Genomic DNA, 20352 nt, shown 5'->3' on the forward strand with positions numbered 1-20352 from the left:
TCATTGCCGACCTTTTCCATGGCTTCCGCCAGGAAGCGACCGATTTCGGGATCACCATTGGCGGAAATGGTGCCGACCTGGGCGATTTCGGAATTGTTGGAGATCTTGCGGGCGTTGGTCTTCAGTTCTTCGACGATGGCGCTGACGGCGAGATCGATGCCGCGCTTCAGGTCCATCGGGTTCATGCCTGAGGTCACGGCCTTGGCGCCCTCCTTGACGATCGCCTGGGCGAGCACCGTCGCAGTCGTGGTGCCGTCCCCGGCGATGTCGCTGGTCTTCGAAGCGACCTCGCGAACCATCTGGGCGCCCATGTTTTCGAACTTGTCTTCGAGCTCAATTTCCTTGGCGACGGAAACGCCGTCCTTTGTAATGCGTGGCGCGCCGAAGGACTTGTCGATCACGACGTTACGGCCTTTTGGGCCGAGGGTCACCTTCACGGCGTTTGCAAGGATGTCGACACCGCGCAGCATTTTCTCGCGGGCTTCGACGCTGAATTTGACTTCTTTAGCAGCCATGTCCTCACTCCTTCATCGGCAGCTAGCGCATGTCGGCAAGTGTTCACCGGTCTTGCGAGAACGACATGCACAAAATTAATATCTAAAGCGCGAGGTGCGAATCTCGGATATTGCAACGCGCTTTAGCGTTGACTGGCGACTTGATGGCCTCAGGCGGCCTCTTTCCGTTCGCTCTGGGGTTCGATGATACCCATCACGTCGCTTTCCTTCATGATCAGCAGGTCTTCGCCGTTGATCTTGATCTCCGTGCCGGACCACTTGCCGAACAGGATGCGATCGCCGACCTTGACGTCGAGCGCCTGGATCTGGCCGGCATCGTTGCGTGCGCCGGGGCCGACGGCGATGACCTCGCCTTCCTGCGGCTTTTCCTTGGCGGTGTCAGGAATGATGATGCCGCCCCTGGTCTTTTCGTCGGAATCGATACGGCGGACGAGAATGCGGTCATGAAGCGGTCGGAACGACATGTTTTCCTCCATCGACAGACAATGACGACGTCGTTTGCCCTTGCCGGACCGGATGATTGGTCCCGAGGGCAACGCCGCGCGCGCCTTGCGCGAATGATCTGGTTCGAGAGCCCGTTGATTTCAAGGGGAGTGGGACAAAAATTGGCACTCTCCAGCGGCGACTGCTAACGAGCCCCTCCGGGAACTGAAGACCCGCTCCGGCGTTCGACATAAAGACGATGGTCGTCCCCTCGTCTCGAAGGCGAGTTCAGACTGCACTTAGGCTTGAATCCGGATTTCGGCGTTCCTAGCTCTCAGGCGATCGAGGCTCGATGAGCTCGATCTCCGTCCCACGTCTTTAGGAGTGAGTGACATGGAAGAAAAGACAAATATAATCAAAGACCTCAGCATCGAGGAACGCGAGGAGATCTTCGTCGATATTGCTCGTACGCTGGAGGATACGGCCCGCGAGGCTCTTGTCGAGGGCAATACGCACTTTGCTGTATTGTCCAACAACATGGCCGAAGCGATCCGCATCAATGCCGACGAACTCGCCCGGGACGATCCCGAGAATGCCGAGCGTGTGTTGCTCCAGGCAACTGCGATGATCTCCCAGTTCGAAGCCGTGCACCCTTATCGCATGGTAAGCATGGCCGTTCATTGACCGCCGGCAGGACGGTTCGGCTTGATTGCCCGCCCGGATCAGTCGCCGCATGCGGAACTCTCGCGGCTGGCGCAGGTTATTGGATAGCAGCATCGAAAGGTGATCCATGACCACTTCTAAAACCAACATGCCACCCGATAGCGGAACAGACGACGCGCGCTCGTTCGATACGCGACGGACGGACGCCGATCGCCAGGGGGCAGCGGAAGCCGCCGCGCGCAACGCGCGCTCGATATTGGATGGCGATAGCGGCACTGAAACCCCAAGCCTGAAACTGGCGAAGGAATATCTGAGCCTCGGTGGGCGCCGCCGATCCAAGATCGACGACAACATCACCACGGTTCGCCAGTGGGAGGAGGATCCGCCGGAGGCCGAACGCTTTTGGCAGGAGCGGGTAGAGACGCTTTCAAAGGATCAACGCAAGCAGGTGGAGGATTTTCTTCCGACCATCAACACGCCGTAAAACGACGCCGCTCGGCTCATCGAGCACAATTCCCAAAGCTGCGCCGAACGTTGTCCGAAGATGGCGAAAAAGCGCTCGGCCGGATAGGCCGGACCGAGTTGCGAGGTCAGGTCGGAACTGGAGAAGATCATGGCCATAGACAAACACGAGCAGATACGCCGGCGCGCTTACGAAATATGGGAGGCCGAAGGCCGTCCTGAGGGGGCGGACCTGCGTCATTGGATGCAAGCCTGCGACGAGCTGGCCGGCGATGACGAACACGCGACGCTGCAAGACCTGATTGATCAAGATGACAGGGATGATGCGGCGCTGCTTCAAGGGGCCGGGGAGAGTGGTGATCTCGATCGGCCGCGAGCTGAACTCGCTCAAGTTGCGGGGGCGGCGACACCCGGGATCGTGCCCGATATCGAGATAACGACGGGGGAGAAGCCTTCCCGGCGAAAGATCAGAAACACCGAAGGACCGTAACCGTCATGCAGCATCTCGACCATGCCATGCAAGTCGCCTTCGAGGCGCATAAAGGGCAGGTGGACAAGACCGGACGGCCGTTCTTCGACCACTGCCAGCGGGTTGCATTGCTCGTCTCGGGCGACGATGCACGAACGGTCGCTTATCTTCACGACGTCGCCGAAAAGGGCAGTGGCTGGACGCTCGACAGGTTGCAGGAGGAAGGTTTCCCGCCAGCAATCATCTCCGCGGTGGATGCTTTGACCCGGCGGGCGGAAGAGCCCGATGACGAATTCGTCAGACGCGCCGCATCGAACCCACTGGCGCTCCCGGTCAAACAGGCCGACCTCGAAGACAATCTTCGGCAGGCCGAACAAGCCGGCAAGGACACCGAGAAGTACCAGCGTGGTCTTGATCTCCTGCACGAGATCAGGAACGAACGGTAGCTCTTCAAGCCGACGCCTCGCGAAGAATGCCTTTGCCGCGCCTCCTCTTGCTCACTTGATATTCTCCGCCGCGCCCGCAACCATTCTTCAACCATAGAACGCATAACGCCATGATGCTGACCTTGAGGTGAGGCGCATGTTAACCGGCAGGACCTATAGTCGCCTCTATGTGGACCAACGGGGGAATGATCGTGTCCGGCGAACTGCACACAGTCCTTGCAATGGGAGGCACCTTCTCAGCCCCGCATGGTCCCCGCGACGATCTTGAGCGACAAGGTATCTTGCTACGCGTTCTCGACCGAAACGAGTTTCACGAATGCGCCGCGAAGCGACCGCTACCGGAGCTTATTCTGCTGGAGGCCCTGTCGGAGGGAGATGGCCTCGAAGACTGCCGGCGTCTCAAGGAAAATCCCGTAACGCGTGATATTCCGGTGATGATCCTCGTTTCGCCGGAGGACGAGGAGAGCCGGATTGGCGGGCTTGCCGCCGGCGCGGTGGATTGCGTGTCCAATCTTGTCTCCGCCGCGGAGCTCGTCGCCCGCATAAACCGACATGTTGAGTTCGGCGCAGTTCAAGCGGGACTGCAGCGGCGCAACGAACAGCTCCACACGGCGCTTGCCAGCATGGGGCAAGGAGTCTGCCTGTTTGACGAGGGCGGCCGGCTGCTCCTTTCAAACAACCGTTATGCCGAAGTCTATGGACTCGATCCGTCCGTCATTCATCCGGGACAGTCACTCGAAGACATCTTGATTTTGAGACACGAGGTCGGTGCTGTTCCCGCCACTTCGACCTCGGAATATCTCGCTTGGGCGGAAGCGACCAATATGGGCGATACACCTCAGGATTGGATCAAGGAACTGAAGTCGGGCCAGATCATCCGCGGCTATCACCAGCGAACGCTGGACGGCGGCTGGGTGTCGACCCACGAGGATATCACCCAGGCCTGGCTTGCCGAAAAAGCCCTTGCCAAGGCGCACGCCCAGGCAGAACGCGCAGAACAGGAGGCGCGGGCGGCGCATGCCCGTCTTTTGGCGGCTTTCGAAGTCGTCCCGGAAGGCCTCGTCTTGTTCGACGCGGAAGACCGCTTCGTCCTCTGGAACAGGAGATACGAACAGCTCTACGCCGAAAGCGGTGATATGCTGGTGAAAGGCATGCGCTTCGAAGATCGCCTGCGTGCGGGCCTCGAACGCGGCCAATATCCGGAAGCAGCCGGGCGCGAAGAGGCGTGGCTGACGGAGAGGCTGGCGCTTCATGCCGAGCCCAGCAGCAAACACGAGCAGCGCCTGCCCGGAAACCGGTGGATACGGATCGAAGAACGCCAGATCTCCGAAGGCGGGAGTGTCGGCATACGAGTCGACATCACCGATCTCAAGATGCAGGAAGCGTCGTTCAGGCTGCTGTTCGAGGGCAACCCGATGCCGATGTGGGTTTACGACCGTGAAACATTGAGGTTTCTCCACGTAAACCAGGCCGCCATCGATCACTACGGCTACCGACTGGAGCAATTCCTGACGATGCGACTGCCCGACATTGAGGCGCCACAGGAATGCGACCGACCGCCGGCCGTCGTCTTCGATGTCGAAGATCCTGCCTCGACCCGCTCCTCGCGGCATCTCAAGCGAGATGGCGCGGCCATCGAGGTCACTGTCTATTCCACCTGTTTGAACTACAAGGGCAAGGCGGCGTCGCTGATGGCTGTCGTCGACGTCACCGAGGCCAAGCGCGCCGAAAAGGCATTGCTGCAGCACCGTGACACGCTTGAAGAGATGGTGCGGTCCCGCACGGTCGAACTGGCGCGGCAGACGGAAGAGCTCGAGCGGATGCTCGAACAGGAAAAGCAGATCAACGAGTTGCAGCGCCAGTTCGTCTCGATGGCATCGCATGAGTTCCGCACCCCGCTTGCGGTGATCGACGGCGCGGCGCAGCGCCTCATCCGGCGCAAGGAGGCGGCGACGCCGGAATTCCTCGCTGAAAAGGCGGAGCAGATCCGAAGCTCGGTGTCTCGCATGCTGGAACTGATGGAAAGTATTCTTGCCGCCGGGCGGCTGGATCATGGCCGGATCACCATCGTGCATAAGCCCTGCTCGATTGCCGAGATCATCGAAACCTGCAGCGCCCGCCAGGAAAGCATCCGACGCTCCCACCGTTTCCTGCTCGAACTGGACGGGCTTCCCCCGACCATCTTCGGCGATCAACCCGCGCTCGACCAGGTTTTCAGCAACCTCTTCTCGAATGCCGTGAAATACGCGCCCGATGCCCCGAACGTTCATGTGACCGGCTGGCAGGACGGGGCCAACGTCTGCATCAAGGTGCGCGATGAAGGCATCGGCATCGATGCCGACGACCTGCCGAAGATGTTCCAGCGCTATTTCCGCGCCAGAAGCTCCACCGGCATCGCCGGCACCGGCATCGGCCTCAATCTCGTCAAACAGATCATCGAGCTTCACGGCGGAACGATCGAGGTGGCGAGCAGCCGCGGGAACGGCACGACCTTCACGCTGCGGCTACCCATCAGCGCCGAGATGTCGGATGAAGCGCGCGTTGCTGCTGGCCGCTAGGCAAGGGAGACTACTTCCTTTCACGCGAGACGTAGGAGGCTCACAATGATCGACCGCCAGCGGTTTGATCTCGAAGCTTATGTGCAGACATTGCAGCAAGGCCGTGTTTTATCTGCGGCTTGGTCAGGGATGATCCCGCATTCTTTCACCATCGCATTTTCGAAGACGACGAAACGATCATTTTCCTGAGCAAGTATCCAACGTTGCCAGGATATTGTCTTGTCTGTCCGAAGGAACATCGCGAGGATTTGGCGCGCGATATGGCGACAGATGAATATCTCCGGCTGCAGGAGAAGGTGCACCTGCTGTCTTGCGCCCTGAAACGGGTCTTTGACGCCGAGCGAATTTATGTACTTTCGCTCGGTAGCCAGCAGGCCAACAGCCACTTACATTTTCATGTCGTTCCCTTGCCCTCAGGCGTGCCTCTCGAAGAACAGCAATATCACGCAGTGATGGCAGAGCATGGCGTTCTACAGATCCCCGATAATCAGATGGCAGAGATGGCGCGGGAGATCGCCCGGGCATTCCATTCTGAGAGAACTGACCGTAGTTAGATTTCAAGGCGCTCGAGTGGCCCAAGAATGGTGATGCCTTCGCTGCGCGCGGCATTCGCCATCTTCCGATCAGCCGTCGCCAGAGGCAGGTCCTCCGCTTTGGCCAGGGCGACATAGCTCGCGTCATATCCTGTCAGCGCATAGCGGCTCGCCAGGTCGAGTATCAACCCGTCGCCCCCCGATCCGGCGTCCTCCAAGGCAAGTCCCCGCAATTGCGTCATCAGCAGCAACGCCTCGCCGGATCGAAGCCGCCCACGTCGCTCGGCCATCAGAAACAGATTGCGCGTTTCGAACCAGAATAAGGTCGGCACCAATGCAACTGTCGCGCTGAGCTCAGACATCAGTTGGTCGGCTGCGTCGTGTTGTTCGTCAGGAAGAAACCAGGCAGCGGCGATGGAGGCGTCAAGAACAAACGCCATTAGTAGCGCCGGCCTTCGTCACGCCATTCTCGGATTTCTTCTTGCGTCGTCAATTGACGGCCGGCACGTTGCGCCTTGATCTCGGAGATCAGTGCGTCGATATCGTTTTCACGACGAATGCGTGAAAGCCGGGCAACAGGTTTGTTGCCGCGGGAGATGATAACCTCTTCGCCGGCTTCAACCTTTGCCAATAATTCCGACAGGTGTGTCTTCGCTTCGGCGACTTTGACCGTGACCGCCATGACGGATTCTCCGTGGTTCTTGTCCATCTTCGAGCAGACGGCGCTTTGGTGAACCGCTCGACGAGCGCCGATGATAGGCTTCATACACCAAGTTGGTCAACCCCTAACCAACTCATCCGGGCCGCGACCCGGATGCGAGCGGCGTCGTCAGAGACTTTGATGGGAAGGCGGGTTTCAAAGCTGGAGCTGCAACGCGAATGCCGGCACCGGAACGCCCTTCTCGCGGAAGTGCCGCTCCACTTCTTCAAGCGCCGGGCAGACCGGAGAGCGCTCCAGTGCCTGCGTCCAATTCTCCTGAACAGGCAGAGCCATTGCCGCGGTGGCCAGCAGGGTGGTTCCCGGGCTGATTTCGCCGCGCAGCTGCGGCAGCAGGGTCTTGGCATGGATGAGATTGGTGTTGGGGATCGGGCTCATCGCGTGGCCGGTTCTCGGATGAGGCGAGAGGTCGACGATCGCGCTGACGTCGGTCTGTCCGTACCAGACGGCCCGCCTTTCCGCCTGTTCGGATCGATCGGCGCTGAAATCAGCGCGTTCGATCGCAAAACCACCCTCTGTGGTGCTGAGCCCACGCGGCGTGGTTATACGGTGAATGCGGATGTGCCAGGGGTTTGCGGGAAGCAGCCAGGTTTCGATGATGATGTCGTTCCAGGGGCGCCAGCGCGAATAGAGCCGGTCGCCTGCGATCAGCGCCTCCTCCATGGTCTCGCGCATGCGGAAATGAACGCCGTCATCGGAAAGGCCGAGCATTCCGTCGAAGCTTGCTGCCTGAAAGTTCCGGTCGTCGGCCTCGATGTTGAAGGTGTAGCGGGTCGAATAGACAAACTTCGAATATTTCTCATTTGCGCCGCGCATCTTGTCGTGCTGTTGGCCGGAGGAAAGCACGACCACATTCCCCGGTGAGTGCATGGCGACCATGCCTGCTTGTTTCAGCGCCACCGGCTCGGGGAATTCCGGCTGCGGTGCCTCTTCGGCGGTCCAGAACGGATGATCCTCGGGAAGGGCGAGCGGCAGGAAGAATTTCAGCGCCCAATAGGGCGAACCGGGCGAGTTGTAGCTCTCGCTCATCAGCAGGTTTGGATAGCCGTAGCCCACCGAGAGAACGCCATCGCGTTCGGCGATCGGCATCGCCGACCACCAGCGGATATGGCGCATATAATAGCCCTTGATCTCGGCCCAGGTCAGCGCCTCGACGCCGGCGAAGGCCAGCGCGCCCCAGAAACCGCCAGCTGCAAAGCGGTAGGTCTGGCTGCGGCCAAAGGCGAGGGCGGCGCCATCCGGGCCGAACCAGTGACGAATATCCGCAGCGAAGGTCCGAGCGCGATCGCGGAAGCGCTCCTTGCGCGCTTCGTCGCCGCGCGCAAGCACGGTATAGATCAGGCCGTAGAAATGCATGGCGAAGGGAATGTAGTGGTCGACCCGCCGCACCGGCCCGTCGCGATACCAGCCTTCGCCGAGGTCGAAGGCCTCCAATTCGTCGAGATAGGCCACGGTCTTGCCGTGGTCGAACGCCACGCCGACGCGCTCAAGTCCGAGATCGATCAGGACGCGGAAGAATTTCCAGTTGTTGTCGATGAATTCCAGTTCGCGCGCCGCAAGAAGATAGGTGGCGACCGTCTTCTTCTGACTGTCGTTGAGCGGTTCCCAGATGTGTTCGGGGACGAGCGCCAGCGCGAAGCCGACGGCTGCGAGCTCGACGAGCCGCTGGTTGCGGTCGGCGAGATCACCCCAATATTCGGGATGGGTGGGATTGGTCCCGTTCGTCAGGCCGCGCCGATATAGATCCCAATACGGAAAATGCCTGCCACCGGCCGCAAGGGGAACGATGCCCCAGAGCGGCCGCGCAAACCCTTCCAGGTCCGCTGCCGCTCGATCGAAGATCGCGCCGGCGGCACCCAGGCGCACGCGGGCGCCGCCTTCGGAAAAATAGGGCAGCAGCGGGGTGAAGAGATCGTTGACGGCCTTTGCGAGGTCGTCACGAGTCTTCAGGGGATTGCCGAAAAGCGGATTTGCCCTGGCGGGATCATATATCATCGTCAGCTCGGAATTTCATAAAACAGGATCGGCCGCGGGCCGGATGCTGACCCGCGGCCGTCGATATCGCGTGAAGGCTTACTTGATGGCCTTCACGCCTTCGGTCATTTCCTTCAGCCCGTCATCGACGGAGGTGTTGTCGGTCATGATCGCGTCATGCGCGCGGTTGAGCACGACCTCGATCTTGGCGGCGTTCGGGTTGACCGCCATCTCCAGATAGGCCTTCAACGGTATCAGCGCTTCCTTGCTGGCCGCGTCCTCAGGAAAGCCGGGCGTTGCCGCGATCTTGGCGCTGACATCAGCGGTCTTGAGCGCGGGGAAGGTGCCTGTCGAGGCGATGACGGCTGCCCCTTCCGGGCCAGTGACGAACTTGATGAAGTCGAGCGCGGCTTCCTTATGGGTGGAATTGGCGTTGACCGCGAGACCCGAGATCTGCGCCGCCGTCGTGCCGGCGGCAACGCCATCGGGATGCGGGAACTTCACGATGCCCCAGTTCTTGCTCTTCGATTCACCCGATTTGACCTTGGCGATCTGGGTCCCGACGAACCAGGTACCCATCGGCAGCATGCCGATCGTGCCGTTGAAGAAGAGCGCAGAGTAATGCGTGTTCGACGTTTTCAGGAAGGCATAGGAGGGGATGGCGCCATCCTTCTGCAGGGTGAGCGCTCTTTCGTACCAGGGCTTCAGGAAGGCGTAGTCGCCGTCGACCAGCGTGTGTTTTCCGTCGAGGATGCCCGGCAGCTGGACGGTCGAACGCCAGGTGTGCAGCAGCGCGCCATAGGTCTTGTTGGTGCCCATGCCGCCGGCAAGTTTCTCGGCGGTCTCGTCGAACTGCGCCCAGGTCATGTCATTGGTCGGGTAGGGCACGCCTGCCTTGTCGAAAATGTCTTTGTTGTAATAGACGATCCAGAAGTCCGAGCGGAACGGCAGGGAGTAGATCTTGCCGTCGACGGTCAGTTCCTCGATCAGGCCGCCATAGGGCGTGGGGTCGATCTTCTGATCCTTCACGAAGCCGCTAAGATCGGCGATGTTGCCGGCGCGCACCAGGTTGGTATAGCCCGGCACGTCCTTGATGGTGACGATGTCGATATCCTTCGAGCCGCCGGTCAGCTGCGTCGAAATCATCTGCTGGTAGTCCTGCGAACCGAGATCCATTGGCTCGAACTTCACGTTGGGGTGCTTGGCCTGATAGGCCTCGATCAGCGGCTTGTAATAGGCGGTTTTATCCCAGTCCCACAAAGCCCATTTCAGCGTTACGGCGTCTTGTGCAAGTGCGGCGCCGGCCGTTGTTGCGGCCAAGGTGAAACCCGCCACGGCGAGTTTCATCGTCCTCCCGAATTTATCCGAATACATTCCTGTTCTCCTTCCCTGGATCGTTTCTGGATCGACTGTTTTATGATGCGTTTGGTGCATGCGGTTTGCGGTGCGGCTGCGTTGTGTCCGGCAAATCCAGAACCATCACCGCCGCCCGATGGACGCCGAATGCGACGGCGAACATTCCGAGTGAAAAATTGACGGTCGCCGGCATGAACACGGAAACCGGATAAAAGAGGATATGCGTGAGCCACAGGGTGGCGTTGAAGGCGAGTGAGCCAAGCGCCGGAAGCGGGCGGACGACCGAGGCGAGCGCTGCGAGACGAAGGAGCCGCAGCGCCGGCAGATCACGCATCACCATCAGCATGATGAGATGGCAGGCGGTGACCGCAAGGAAGGTGGTTGCGACAAGCGCAACGGCCAGCGGTGCGGCAAGGACCAGATTGTCCCGCGCTCCGGCGGCATAGGTCAGGATCACATAGATGCAGATCGCAAAGGCCGCGCCCAGCGCCAGACCCCAGGCGGTGGCGCGCCAGAGATAACGCAGGAATGCCTCGGCGAAATCCCTGAGCAGATAGGTGTTGCGATCCTCTACCAAAGCCACCGAAACCCGGGCCATGGCGACGAGTGCCGCCGGCAGCGTCACGACGAGGAGCGAGGCAAGGAGAAACAAGATGTTCAGCTTGACCATCTCCCACCATTCGCGAGCGAGGATATCGGCGAAGAGCGCAAGGCCGGTCTTCGCGGGCGCATCCTTTGGAATGCCCGGCCCCTCCTTCGTCCACATGTCCCGCAACCACTGCATGGCCGTCTCCCGCAGGCGCCTCAGTAAAGAATCGACCGTTCCGTTTCCTTGTCGAACAGCTGCGCATTGCTCATGTCGGCGACGAGCGTCGCCTCGTCGCCGATCGCAGGCCGGAAGCGCGGCGAGACGCGGGCGATAAGATTGCGCCCGCCGGCCACCATGTTCAGATGCACTTCAGAGCCCATCGGTTCGGAAAGTTCGACGACCGCCTTCAGGGGCGCGAGATTCTCGGCCGGAATATCGGCCGGCGGCAGTTCGTGGAAATTCTCCGGACGGATGCCGAGGACCACTTCGCGGCCCTCATAGGGTGCGATCCTGCTCTTGTCGAAATGGGCGGGCAGTGGCAGCTCGCGGCCGTCGAAGACCGCGACGTAGCCGTCGCCCCGGCGCAGGATGGTCGAGGGCAGCATGTTCATCTGCGGTGCGCCGATGAAGCCGGCGACGAACATGTTGATCGGACGGTCGTAAAGGTTCTGCGGCGTGTCGACCTGCTGGATGTGCCCGTCCTTCATGACGACGATTCGGTCCGCCATGGTCATGGCTTCCACCTGATCGTGGGTGACGTAGATGAAGGTGGCGTCGAGGCGCTTGTGCAGCTTGGTGATTTCGGAGCGCATCGTGCCGCGTAGCTTGGCGTCGAGATTGGAAAGCGGCTCGTCGAGAAGGAAAACGGCCGGATTGCGTACCATGGCGCGGCCGAGCGCCACGCGCTGGCGCTGGCCGCCCGAAAGCGCCTTCGGCTTCCGGTTCAGGAGGTGCGTGATGTCGAGGATTTTGGCCGCATCATGCACCTGTTTATCGATGAAATCGCGTGAAACCTTGCGCAGCTGCAGGCCGAAGGCCATGTTCTTATAGACGGTCATGTGCGGGTAGAGCGCATAGTTCTGGAAGACCATGGCAATATCCCGATCCTTGGAGGGGACGTCGTTCATGACATCACCGCCGATCCGGAGCTCGCCTCCGGAGATTTCCTCGAGGCCGGCGATCATCCTGAGAGTCGTCGACTTGCCGCAGCCGGAGGGGCCGACCAGGATAATGAACTCCTTATCGGCGATCTCCAAATCGATATCGTGGACGACGGTGAGCGCGCCGTAGGATTTGTTCAGCTCTTTAAGCGAAATGCTGGCCATCGGGTCCTCCTGACGTCACCAATAGGAAGACCAGCGACGCGAAAGGCGCGTCAAAGCTTCCATGTAATAATAATCTCCCCAGGAGACGCATTCATCGACGCCCTCGCCGCGGCAGGTGTTGAAGGGCGATTTCTTCGAATAGGTGGCGTGCAGCACGAGTCCGTTCGAAACCGCCGGATCCTTGACCGCATAATGATCGGCGAGGCTCTTCATCATCCGCCGTGCCAACGTCCGGTAGCGTTCGGCGGCCTCGGCTTCGACGAGATCGGCCATTTCGAGAAGGCCGCAGGCGGTGATCGAGGCTGACGAACTGTCGCGCGGCTCGCCGTCGTCATCGGAAAAGACGAGATCCCAGTAGGGCACCATGTCGGCCGGCAGCCGGTTGAGATAGAAGGCGAGCAGCCGGTCGAAGGTTTCTCGATATTCATCGATCCGCTCGTAGCGATAGGAGGCCGCCATGCCCGCAATGCCCCAGGCCTGCCCGCGCGCCCATGCGCTGTCATCTCTGTAGCCCTGCTTGGTCGCGCCGCGGACCGGCGCTCCGGTAACCGGGTCCATATAGAAAGTGTGATAGGTGGAATCGTCTGGCCGGACCGAATTGGCGAGCGTGGTGCGGGCGTGAATGAGCGCGATCTCGCGGTATTTCGGATCGCCTGTCTCGCGGCTTGCCCAATAGAGGAGCGGCAGGTTCAAGAGGCAATCGATGATATAGCGGTATTCTTCCGCCTTGCCCTTGCGGCCCCAGGCCTGGATGAACTGGCCGATCGGCTGGAAGCGCTCGATCAGCTGGTCGGCGGCGAGGATTGCCGCCTTGCGGCCGTCTTCATCGCCGACGAGCTTCCAGGCGGCGATGCAGGACGGCGAATAGAGAAAGCCCATATCGTGATGATCGGTCTCGATCCGGTTTTCGATCCGGTGCAAGAACGACTGGACCTGAATTTGCGCGGCATGGCGGAAGATAGGGTCGCCGCTCTGCTCGAAAGCGAGCCAGAGCTCGCCGGGCCAGAAGCCCGCCGTCCACTGGTCGTTCGCGACTGCGGGGTAAAAATTTCCAACGCTCGAATGGTTCTGCGAGGCGTAGGTGAACTCGGGAAGGTTGCGCCTGATCTGCGCGACGGCAAGATCGAGCGCGGATTTTACCTCTTCGTCGGTGATCGGCTGCGGGGCGACTGAGGAAACGGCGTTCATGGTTTTAACCCTTCAGTCCGGTCGAGGCGATGCCTTCGACGAAGAAGCGCTGCAGAGAGAGGAACACGATGAGAACGGGGATGAGGGCGACGACGGAGGCCGCCATGATCAGCCCGTATTCGGCCGAATATTGCGAAATGAACATCCGCAGGCCGATCTGGACGGTCTTCAGCTCCGTCTTGGTGAGATAGATCATCGGCCCGAGAAAGTCGTTCCAGGTGCTGACGAAGGTGAAGATCGTCAAGGTCGAGAGCGCGGGCTTCGACAGCGGCAGCATGATGCGCGCCCAGATCTGGTATTCATTCATGCCGTCGATGCGGGCCGCCTCGCAGAGCTCGGTCGGGATAGACATGTAGAATTGCCGCATCAGGAAGACGCCGAAGGCGGTGAAGGCCTGCAAGCAGATCAGCGCCAGATGCGTGTTGTTGAGGCCGAACTCGCGCATCAGCAGGAATTGCGGCACCATATAGACCTGCCAGGGCATGGCGATGGTGGCGATATAGCCGAGGAACAGCGTGTTCTTGTAGGGGAAGTTCAGCTTGGCAAAGGCATAGGCCGCAAAGCTGGAAGTCACAAGCTGCAGCAGCGTGACGATGATCGTCAGCTTCGAGGTGTTGTAGATGAAAAGCGCAAGCGGGATCTTCGTCCAGATATCAACGTAATTCTGCCATTGCGGCTGCGACGGTATCCACTCGATTGGGAAGGCAAAGACGTCGCGGCTGAGCTTCAGGGAGGCCGACAGCATCCAGGCGAAAGGCATCAGCATGACGATCGTCACGGTGATGACGATGGCATAGAGGAGGACCGTTTTGGCGGTTACTTTGCGCCCTGCGATCCTCATGCTTCGTCCTCCCGCTGGCGGCGGAACTGGAAGATGGTGACGGCGAGCACGAGGAAGAACAGCACCAGCGAAACCATGCTGGAATAACCGAGATCCCAGGAAATGAAGGCTTCGTTATAGATGTGGTAGACGAGAACCAGCGTCGAGGTGCCGGGGCCGCCCTGGGTGATCATGTAGATCTGGTCGAACACCTTGAAGGACTGGATGGTCAGCATGACGGTGACGAAGAAGGTCGTCGGCCCGAGCTGCGGGACGGTGACATGGATGAACTTCTGCCAGGAATTGGCGCCATCGAGATCGGCGGCCTCATAGAGTTCGGAATTGATGCCCTGGAGACCGGCCAGATAGATGACCATGTAATAGCCCATGTTCTTCCAGATGCCGAAGAGGATCACCGTCACCATCGCCCAGTGGCGGTCGGCCGCCCATCCGGGCATGTTCTTGGGGTCGAGGCCGAGCGTGTAGAGGATCATGTTCACCGGCCCCATCTCGGGGTTGAAGATCATGTTCCAGACCACCGCTACGGCGACCAACGAGGCGACATAGGGAAAGAACATCGCCGTGCGGAAGAAATTGCGGCCGGCGATCTTCTGGTTGAGGAGGACGGCGAGGCCGAGCGCGCAGAGCAATGTCGCCGGCACTGAGGCGACCGTATAGATGATCGTGTTCCAGAAGGCTGCCATGAAGGCCTTATCTTCGAACAGGCGCCAGAAATTGTCGAGCCCGGCAAAGGTGATCGCATTCGAGCCGTCCCAATGCATGAAAGCAAGCGCGAAGGCGAAGAGGATCGGCCCGAGCGTGAAGACCGCGAAGCCGAGGAAATTCGGTGCGATGAAAGAATAAGCGACGAGCGCGCTGCGGATCTTGCGCTGCCGTTTGGACAGGACCGCGACCTTCCGGTCAGAGGTTGCCGGGGCGCGATCAGTCGCTATGACCGAATTCGATATGGACACCGATGCCTTCCTCCTGGGCGGATCTTCTGCGCTTGACGGCTTGCGGGTTCCTCTGCCGACCGTCGCCATTCTCCTCCGGTCAACGGCATAACACATATCCGGCACTGGTCAAACAAGTTCTGGATAGATCATACAAATTTTATAGCGAGCAGCGGAAACATATGATAGGTGAACATTGAAGGTCATACGCTGGTCGAGGCTCTATCCAGCGCGAGGAGGAACATGTTCAGCGAGATTTCAGGAGATCTGCCCGACAGCTTGGGCGACTTCACGCCCGGAACGGTCTCCTCCGATCGCGAGAGATGGAGCGCGGTGCCGCAGGCGATGCGCGATGCGGTCGTTCGCGACGCCGAAGCCACACTCGCGCGGGACTGGCCTCTGATCACGGCTTCAGACTACCGGGAATATACTGCTAACGGCAATCGTTCGCGCTTCGAGGAGCTTTATTTCACCCGACGGCGGATGCTCAACGATGTGGTGCTCGGCGAACTTGTCGAAGGGAATGGGCGGTTTCTGCCGAAGATCATCGATGGCATCTTCCTGGTCGCGGAGGAGAGCGGCTGGCAGCTTCCGGCGCACAACGCTTACGAACGCAATGGTGCGCGGCTGCCGCTTCCCGACAATTCGCAGCCCGTCATCGACCTCTTCGCCGCCGAAACGGCAGCTCTGCTTGCAACGACCGTCGCCCTTTTGGGCGGCGCGCTCGACGGCGTCAGCCCCGAGATCACCGCGCGGGTAAGGCGCGAGATCGAGGACCGCATCCTCTTGCCCTATCTCGGTCGGCATTTCTGGTGGATGGGTCGCGGCAATGAGAGGATGAACAATTGGACAGCCTGGATTACCCAGAACGTCCTGGTGGCGACTTTTTCCTTGAAGACCGATCAGGCGACGCGCCGGGCGGTCGTTGAGAAGGCGCTCGCCAGCCTTGATGCATTCCTGAAGGACTATGCCGAGGATGGAGCCTGTGAGGAGGGTGTACTCTACTATCGCCACGCTGCGCTTTGCCTCCATGGTGCCCTGACGGTTCTCAATGCTGCGGCGCCGGGCCTGTTTGCCGGGATCTGGCAGCAACCGAAAATCCGCAACATGGCCGATTATATCGCCAACATGCATGTGGCCGGCCGCCATTATTTCAACTTCGCGGATTCCGCCGCGGTCGTCGAGCCCTGCAGCGCAAGGGAATATCTGTTCGGAAAGGCGGTCAACTCTGAGATGCTGGCGGACTTCGCCGCCGCCGACAGGGCCGCGGCCGAACGCCCGCACCTGCCCGGAGAATGGAACCTCTGGTACCGCGTCCAGGAATTGCTGGTGGGAACGCTGCCCGCAGCCGATCCGCATCCGGCCCCCCCGCGCGATATCTTCTATCCCGGCATCGGCCTGTTCGTTGCCCGCGACGGCCGGTTTTCCCTGGCGGTCAAGGGCGGCAACAATGGCGAAGGCCACAATCACAACGATGTCGGCAGCATCACGCTCTACAAGAACGGACGTCCGTTGCTGATCGACGTCGGCGTCGAGACCTATACCGCCAAGACTTTCTCGCCGCGCCGCTACGAAATATGGACGATGCAGTCGGCCTACCACAACCTGCCGACGTTTTCAGGCGTCATGCAGGAGGCCGGCGAGGCTTTCGGCGCGCGTGAGGTCGAGGTCGAAATTGGCGAGGAGAGTGCACGCATATCGCTGGATATAGCGGGCGCCTACCCCCCGGGAGCGAAAGTGCGTAGCTATCGCCGGATGGTTTCCCTGGAACGGGGCCGTCATGTCGAGATCGTCGACGCTCATGATGGAGATAAGCCGGCGCTCTTGTCGCTGATGACGTGCCTCGCGCCGATCGTTTCCGCTGACCGAATCGATCTTGCCGATCTCGGCAGCATCCTCGTCGACGGCGCCGGCCCGATCGAAATCGATGAGATCGAGGTGGATGATATCCGGCTGAGATCGGCCTGGCCTGAAAAACTCTTCCGTCTGCGCGTGCCCCTTACCGGCAAGCGCCTGACATTGCGGATCGTCTAGAACAGGATGATCTTATGCCGCCTCGGCATGAGATCCGAATCGCTGTTCTGAATTAAATAGTTAGAGCATGATGTCATGAGAAAACCGCTTACATTTTTCGGCATCATGCTGCCAGGAGGGCGAGCATGGAATTGACGCTGAAGATCGTGGATGCCGACGGATTCATACTGGCAAGCTCTACAGGACGGGACGAGACGTTTCTCGTCTACCGCCAAAATTACCGTGAGGGCGACCGCGTGATCCTGGAAGCCTCCGAGCCGGAACATGTCTTTCTCGCTCTGGATAGCGCGATCCATCCCGCGCTCGTCTATATGAAGGAAAGCGCCTATTCGCTTGCCGTGCCCTCCGGCGACAAGCGCAAGTCCTATTCGCCGAACGCCTTCAAGGGCGATATCCATCGGCTTTCAGTGAGACGCGCGCGCCCTGGCGAAATCGGTCAAAGGCGCAACCTCGCCCTGAACCCTTGGGACGATCACGCCAACCGCACGCTCTTTCCGCATGCGCATGCCAATGTGGAGACCCGCGGCGAGGCGGCCTTCGCCGCGCGCAATGCCATCGACGGCGAAAAGGCCAACGACAACCACGGTTTCTGGCCCTATACGAGCTGGGGCATCAACCGCGATCCTCAAGCCGCGCTGACGGTGGAATTCGGCCGGCCGGTGCGAATCGATGAAATCGTCTTCTACCTCCGGGCAGATTTTCCGCATGATTCATGGTGGGAAGAGGCAAGCGTCACTTTCTCGAACGGCAGAAGTCTGTCATTCCCGCTGGTGAAATCTGGTGCCGCGCAGGGTTTTGCGGTCGAGCCATCCATCGTCGAATGGGTGGAACTGCACGGACTGATCAAGGCCGGCGACGACTCGCCCTTCCCGGCGTTGACGCAGATCGAGGTCTGGGGAACAGAGGCGCTCGGCACCCGAGACCGGAGCGCCGCGGCTGTCGCTGCCGAGGACGAGGTCGAGCGCGCCTAGAAGCGCTCTTCGGCGGATATATGCACGCTTCCGCCGCGCCCTCTGCCCGTGCTAAGGGGGACGCATGAGACTGCTTGTGGTGGAGGACAACAAGGATCTGGCGGCCTGGCTGGGCAAAGCCCTGCGGCAGGCGCAATACACTATCGACATTGCCTATGATGGCGAGGACGCGGAGCATCTGCTGAAGGTTGCCGAATATTCCGCGATGATCCTCGACCTTTCCTTACCGAAGCTTGACGGATTGACGCTGTTGAAGCGGCTGAGGCAATCGGGAAACAAGCTGCCGGTCATCATTCTGACAGCGAATGCGAGCCTGGATGGCCGCGTGGCCGGGCTGGACAGCGGCGCCGACGATTATCTCGCCAAACCCTTCGAAATCGCCGAACTGGAAGCGAGGATCCGCGCGGTGGTGCGCCGCGGACAGGATAGGGCATCGTCAGAGATCAGCGTTGGAAACCTGCGCTTTTCCGGCGGGACGCGGCAGTTCTTCGTTGAAGACGAACCACTGCAGCTGACGCCACGGGAATATGCCGTTCTCGAACAGCTCGTCATGAAGCTGGGCAACACGGTCTCGAAAGCCGCCCTGTCCGAGAGTATCTTCGGTTTCGACGACGAGGCCGATCCAAGCGCTATCGAAATCTACGTCCACAGGCTCCGCAAGAAGCTCGAAAACAGTTCGGTTCAGATCGCGACGCTGCGCGGGCTCGGCTATCTGCTCAGACATGTCCAATAGCGTCGTGACAAAGGCAGGCGGAACGATCGCGCGGCTCCGCCAGAGCCTGAGGGTGCAACTGCTTTGCTGGGTGCTGCTGACGCTCTTCGGCGCGATTGCCTTCAATCTTTACGACAGTTTCTGGTCGGCCGACGCGACGGCAAAGCTGGTGACGGATCGAACGCTTCTGGCATCCGCCCGTGTCATCGCCGAGGCCGTCCGTGTCGATGAGGGCGGCAATGTCCAGGTGGATGTGCCGCCGGCCGCGCTCGAGATGTTCGATACGGGCTTCGGCGACCGCGTCTTTTACCAGGTCATCACCGTGTGGGGCAATCTGGTGAGCGGCTTTCCCGATCTGCCGTTGCCGGCCGTAGAGCGCGTTGGCGAGAATCGCGCCTTCCACGGCGCCGCCGTGCGCGTCCTGATGCTCGATCATCCGGTCGTCGGTCTTCCCAATGACGGCACAATCTCCGTGACCGTCGCCGTGACGCATACCAGCCAGTATGCGATGCGAAGGCAGTTGTGGCTTTCGGATTTTTCGAAGCAGTTCGTGCTCGTCTTCCTCGCAAGTCTGGTGACCATCCTCGGGCTCCAGCGCGGCCTGGCGCCGGCGCTCAGACTGCGGGACGCTGTGCGCCGGCGGGGGCGCAACCGCCTCGATCCGCTGCCGCCGGAGATGGTCCAGAGCGAGCTGCGCCCGCTCGTTCATGCGCTGAACGATTACATGGAGCGCGTCCAGAACCAGATGGCCGCGCAGCGGCGATTCGTATCGAATGCGGCGCATCAGTTGAGGACGCCGCTTGCGCTGATTTCGACGCAGGCGAGCGTGGCGTCCCGCGAAGACGATGCAGCCCGCCGCGATGAGGCGCTTGCTGCGCTGCGCACCAGTACCCGGCAGATTTCGCGCCTCGCCAGCCAGCTTCTGACCTTGTCGCGAGCCGAGCCTGGCAGCCGCCGCCCGCGCAGCGATGCGACCGATCTCAGCAAGGCTGCCCGCGAGATCCTGGAGGCCCATGCCGAAGAGGCGCTGAGGCGCAACATCGATCTCGGGCTGGAAGCGGACCGTCCCGTCATCGTCGAGGGCGACGGTACGATGCTGCGCGAGATGCTGGTCAATCTTATCGACAACGCGGTTCGTTATAGCAGTGCCGATGGAAGGGTGACCGTTGCCGTCGGGCAGGAAAACGGCAACGCCGTCGTCACCGTCTGGGATAATGGGCCGGGCATTCCCGAAGGGGAGCGCGAACAGGTTTTCGAACGGTTTTACCGGATCATGGGAACCGAAAGTGAAGGAAGCGGCCTCGGGCTTGCGATCGTGCGCGAGGTCGTCGAAGGCGCCGGAGGTTCGGTTTCGCTGAGCGATGCGGACGGCGGCGGGCTCGTTGTGACCGTTCGGCTTCCGCTTGCCTGAATGGTCATGCTTGGGCTTGTCCATTCTGTCCAGATCGCGGGGAATGCACGCAAAAAGCTGCCCCTCACCCTAGCCCTCTCCCCGCACGCGGGGAGAGGGGACGTGCCTTGCGAGAGGTCGCAGGGGAATGGAGAGGTCGCCGCATGGTCCTTCGCCCCGCAGGCGGGGAGACGGTGCCGGCAGGCGGATGAGGGGCAAGAGCCGGGTGACACGGTCAATAAAGAGAAGGCCG

General features: G+C 60.6%; 20 protein-coding genes and 1 pseudogene. 10 read left to right on the forward strand and 11 right to left on the reverse strand.

Going from position 1 to position 20352, the window contains the following annotated elements; genetic code table 11:
- Together GA0061105_RS24990 and GA0061105_RS24995 are read right to left on the reverse strand one after the other, a co-directional pair.
- The coding region (locus tag GA0061105_RS24990; protein ID WP_280949952.1) for a TCP-1/cpn60 chaperonin family protein at positions 1-515 on the reverse strand (515 nt) is incomplete at its 3' end.
- A 149-nt stretch (positions 516-664) separates the two neighbouring features.
- Entirely contained in the window at positions 665-979 is a 315-nt protein-coding gene (locus GA0061105_RS24995; protein WP_092753590.1) for a co-chaperone GroES, read from the reverse strand.
- A gap of 352 nt (positions 980-1331) precedes the next feature.
- Between GA0061105_RS24995 and GA0061105_RS25000 the strand changes: the two genes are divergently transcribed.
- From GA0061105_RS25000 to GA0061105_RS25025, 6 genes and pseudogenes are all read left to right on the forward strand, one after another.
- The gene (locus GA0061105_RS25000) at positions 1332-1622 is read left to right on the forward strand and encodes a hypothetical protein (RefSeq protein WP_064693125.1); all 291 of its coding nucleotides are present in this window, start codon (positions 1332-1334) and stop codon (positions 1620-1622) included.
- Positions 1623-1728: 106 nt separating this feature from the next.
- Positions 1729-2085: a hypothetical protein gene (locus GA0061105_RS25005; RefSeq protein ID WP_064693124.1), complete on the forward strand. Its 357-nt coding sequence runs from the start codon at positions 1729-1731 to the stop codon at positions 2083-2085.
- Positions 2086-2214: 129 nt separating this feature from the next.
- Positions 2215-2553: a DUF2934 domain-containing protein gene (locus tag GA0061105_RS25010; protein WP_092753592.1), complete on the forward strand. Its 339-nt coding sequence runs from the start codon at positions 2215-2217 to the stop codon at positions 2551-2553.
- A 5-nt stretch (positions 2554-2558) separates the two neighbouring features.
- Positions 2559-2978 carry an HD domain-containing protein gene (locus GA0061105_RS25015; protein WP_092753594.1) on the forward strand — a complete coding sequence of 140 codons (420 nt, stop codon included), beginning with the start codon at positions 2559-2561 and terminating at the stop codon, positions 2976-2978.
- 185 nt (positions 2979-3163) lie between these two features.
- On the forward strand, positions 3164-5536 hold the full coding sequence (locus GA0061105_RS25020; protein WP_245304423.1) for a PAS-domain containing protein: 2373 nt from the start codon (positions 3164-3166) through the stop codon (positions 5534-5536).
- 45 nt (positions 5537-5581) lie between these two features.
- Positions 5582-6090 (forward strand): annotated as a pseudogene (locus GA0061105_RS25025) (HIT family protein).
- Here GA0061105_RS25025 and GA0061105_RS25030 read toward each other — a convergent pair.
- The 9 genes from GA0061105_RS25030 to GA0061105_RS25070 form a co-directional block, all read right to left on the reverse strand.
- Positions 6087-6509 (reverse strand): type II toxin-antitoxin system VapC family toxin, encoded by a 423-nt coding sequence (locus GA0061105_RS25030; protein WP_064693119.1) that lies wholly within the window; start codon positions 6507-6509, stop codon positions 6087-6089. The pseudogene GA0061105_RS25025 and the gene GA0061105_RS25030 overlap by 4 nt on opposite strands.
- Complete coding sequence (locus tag GA0061105_RS25035) at positions 6509-6751, reverse strand: type II toxin-antitoxin system Phd/YefM family antitoxin (RefSeq protein ID WP_064693118.1); 243 nt, start codon at positions 6749-6751, stop codon at positions 6509-6511. Before GA0061105_RS25035 ends, GA0061105_RS25030 begins: the two co-directional genes overlap by 1 nt.
- 174 nt (positions 6752-6925) lie before the next feature.
- Positions 6926-8782: a DUF2264 domain-containing protein gene (locus GA0061105_RS25040; RefSeq protein WP_092753598.1), complete on the reverse strand. Its 1857-nt coding sequence runs from the start codon at positions 8780-8782 to the stop codon at positions 6926-6928.
- 78 nt (positions 8783-8860) lie between these two features.
- Positions 8861-10135 carry an ABC transporter substrate-binding protein gene (locus tag GA0061105_RS25045; protein WP_092753600.1) on the reverse strand — a complete coding sequence of 425 codons (1275 nt, stop codon included), beginning with the start codon at positions 10133-10135 and terminating at the stop codon, positions 8861-8863.
- Positions 10136-10175: 40 nt separating this feature from the next.
- Positions 10176-10901 carry a DUF624 domain-containing protein gene (locus tag GA0061105_RS25050; protein WP_092753602.1) on the reverse strand — a complete coding sequence of 242 codons (726 nt, stop codon included), beginning with the start codon at positions 10899-10901 and terminating at the stop codon, positions 10176-10178.
- 20 nt (positions 10902-10921) lie between these two features.
- Complete coding sequence (locus GA0061105_RS25055) at positions 10922-12031, reverse strand: ABC transporter ATP-binding protein (RefSeq protein WP_064693114.1); 1110 nt, start codon at positions 12029-12031, stop codon at positions 10922-10924.
- 15 nt (positions 12032-12046) lie between these two features.
- The gene (locus tag GA0061105_RS25060) at positions 12047-13219 is read right to left on the reverse strand and encodes a glycoside hydrolase family 88 protein (protein WP_092753604.1); all 1173 of its coding nucleotides are present in this window, start codon (positions 13217-13219) and stop codon (positions 12047-12049) included.
- 4 nt (positions 13220-13223) lie between these two features.
- Positions 13224-14060 (reverse strand): carbohydrate ABC transporter permease, encoded by an 837-nt coding sequence (locus GA0061105_RS25065; protein WP_092753606.1) that lies wholly within the window; start codon positions 14058-14060, stop codon positions 13224-13226.
- Positions 14057-15013 (reverse strand): carbohydrate ABC transporter permease, encoded by a 957-nt coding sequence (locus tag GA0061105_RS25070; RefSeq protein WP_092753762.1) that lies wholly within the window; start codon positions 15011-15013, stop codon positions 14057-14059. Before GA0061105_RS25070 ends, GA0061105_RS25065 begins: the two co-directional genes overlap by 4 nt.
- 222 nt (positions 15014-15235) lie before the next feature.
- Here GA0061105_RS25070 and GA0061105_RS25075 point away from each other — a divergent pair, with 222 nt between their 5' ends.
- The 4 genes from GA0061105_RS25075 to GA0061105_RS25090 all read left to right on the forward strand — a co-directional run bounded on the left by GA0061105_RS25075 (position 15236) and on the right by GA0061105_RS25090 (position 20120).
- Entirely contained in the window at positions 15236-17026 is a 1791-nt protein-coding gene (locus GA0061105_RS25075) for a heparinase II/III domain-containing protein (protein ID WP_092753608.1), read from the forward strand.
- Between the two features lie 125 nt (positions 17027-17151).
- Complete coding sequence (locus tag GA0061105_RS25080) at positions 17152-17997, forward strand: carbohydrate-binding protein (RefSeq protein WP_092753610.1); 846 nt, start codon at positions 17152-17154, stop codon at positions 17995-17997.
- Positions 17998-18061: 64 nt separating this feature from the next.
- A complete protein-coding gene (locus tag GA0061105_RS25085; RefSeq protein ID WP_092753612.1) occupies positions 18062-18730 on the forward strand; it encodes a response regulator in 669 nt (222 codons plus the stop codon).
- Positions 18720-20120, forward strand: coding sequence for a sensor histidine kinase (locus GA0061105_RS25090; protein ID WP_092753614.1), 1401 nt, complete (start codon positions 18720-18722; stop codon positions 20118-20120). Before GA0061105_RS25085 ends, GA0061105_RS25090 begins: the two co-directional genes overlap by 11 nt.
- Positions 20121-20352 lie beyond the last annotated feature (232 nt).

The sequence above is a fragment of the Rhizobium aethiopicum genome, from assembly GCF_900094625.1.
GTDB classification, from domain to species: domain Bacteria; phylum Pseudomonadota; class Alphaproteobacteria; order Rhizobiales; family Rhizobiaceae; genus Rhizobium; species Rhizobium aethiopicum.

Bases quoted from the DNA above. Each gene is read 5' to 3' on its own strand.
- GA0061105_RS24995 (WP_092753590.1), bottom strand. From the start codon at position 979: ATGTCGTTCCGACCGCTTCATGACCGCATTCTCGTCCGCCGTATCGAT.
- GA0061105_RS25000 (WP_064693125.1), top strand. From the start codon at position 1,332: ATGGAAGAAAAGACAAATATAATCAAAGACCTCAGCATCGAGGAACGC.
- GA0061105_RS25005 (WP_064693124.1), top strand. From the start codon at position 1,729: ATGACCACTTCTAAAACCAACATGCCACCCGATAGCGGAACAGACGAC.
- GA0061105_RS25010 (WP_092753592.1), top strand. From the start codon at position 2,215: ATGGCCATAGACAAACACGAGCAGATACGCCGGCGCGCTTACGAAATA.
- GA0061105_RS25015 (WP_092753594.1), top strand. From the start codon at position 2,559: ATGCAGCATCTCGACCATGCCATGCAAGTCGCCTTCGAGGCGCATAAA.
- GA0061105_RS25020 (WP_245304423.1), top strand. From the start codon at position 3,164: ATGATCGTGTCCGGCGAACTGCACACAGTCCTTGCAATGGGAGGCACC.
- GA0061105_RS25030 (WP_064693119.1), bottom strand. From the start codon at position 6,509: ATGGCGTTTGTTCTTGACGCCTCCATCGCCGCTGCCTGGTTTCTTCCT.
- GA0061105_RS25035 (WP_064693118.1), bottom strand. From the start codon at position 6,751: ATGGCGGTCACGGTCAAAGTCGCCGAAGCGAAGACACACCTGTCGGAA.
- GA0061105_RS25040 (WP_092753598.1), bottom strand. From the start codon at position 8,782: ATGATATATGATCCCGCCAGGGCAAATCCGCTTTTCGGCAATCCCCTG.
- GA0061105_RS25045 (WP_092753600.1), bottom strand. From the start codon at position 10,135: ATGTATTCGGATAAATTCGGGAGGACGATGAAACTCGCCGTGGCGGGT.
- GA0061105_RS25050 (WP_092753602.1), bottom strand. From the start codon at position 10,901: ATGCAGTGGTTGCGGGACATGTGGACGAAGGAGGGGCCGGGCATTCCA.
- GA0061105_RS25055 (WP_064693114.1), bottom strand. From the start codon at position 12,031: ATGGCCAGCATTTCGCTTAAAGAGCTGAACAAATCCTACGGCGCGCTC.
- GA0061105_RS25060 (WP_092753604.1), bottom strand. From the start codon at position 13,219: ATGAACGCCGTTTCCTCAGTCGCCCCGCAGCCGATCACCGACGAAGAG.
- GA0061105_RS25065 (WP_092753606.1), bottom strand. From the start codon at position 14,060: ATGAGGATCGCAGGGCGCAAAGTAACCGCCAAAACGGTCCTCCTCTAT.
- GA0061105_RS25075 (WP_092753608.1), top strand. From the start codon at position 15,236: ATGTTCAGCGAGATTTCAGGAGATCTGCCCGACAGCTTGGGCGACTTC.
- GA0061105_RS25080 (WP_092753610.1), top strand. From the start codon at position 17,152: ATGGAATTGACGCTGAAGATCGTGGATGCCGACGGATTCATACTGGCA.
- GA0061105_RS25085 (WP_092753612.1), top strand. From the start codon at position 18,062: ATGAGACTGCTTGTGGTGGAGGACAACAAGGATCTGGCGGCCTGGCTG.
- GA0061105_RS25090 (WP_092753614.1), top strand. From the start codon at position 18,720: ATGTCCAATAGCGTCGTGACAAAGGCAGGCGGAACGATCGCGCGGCTC.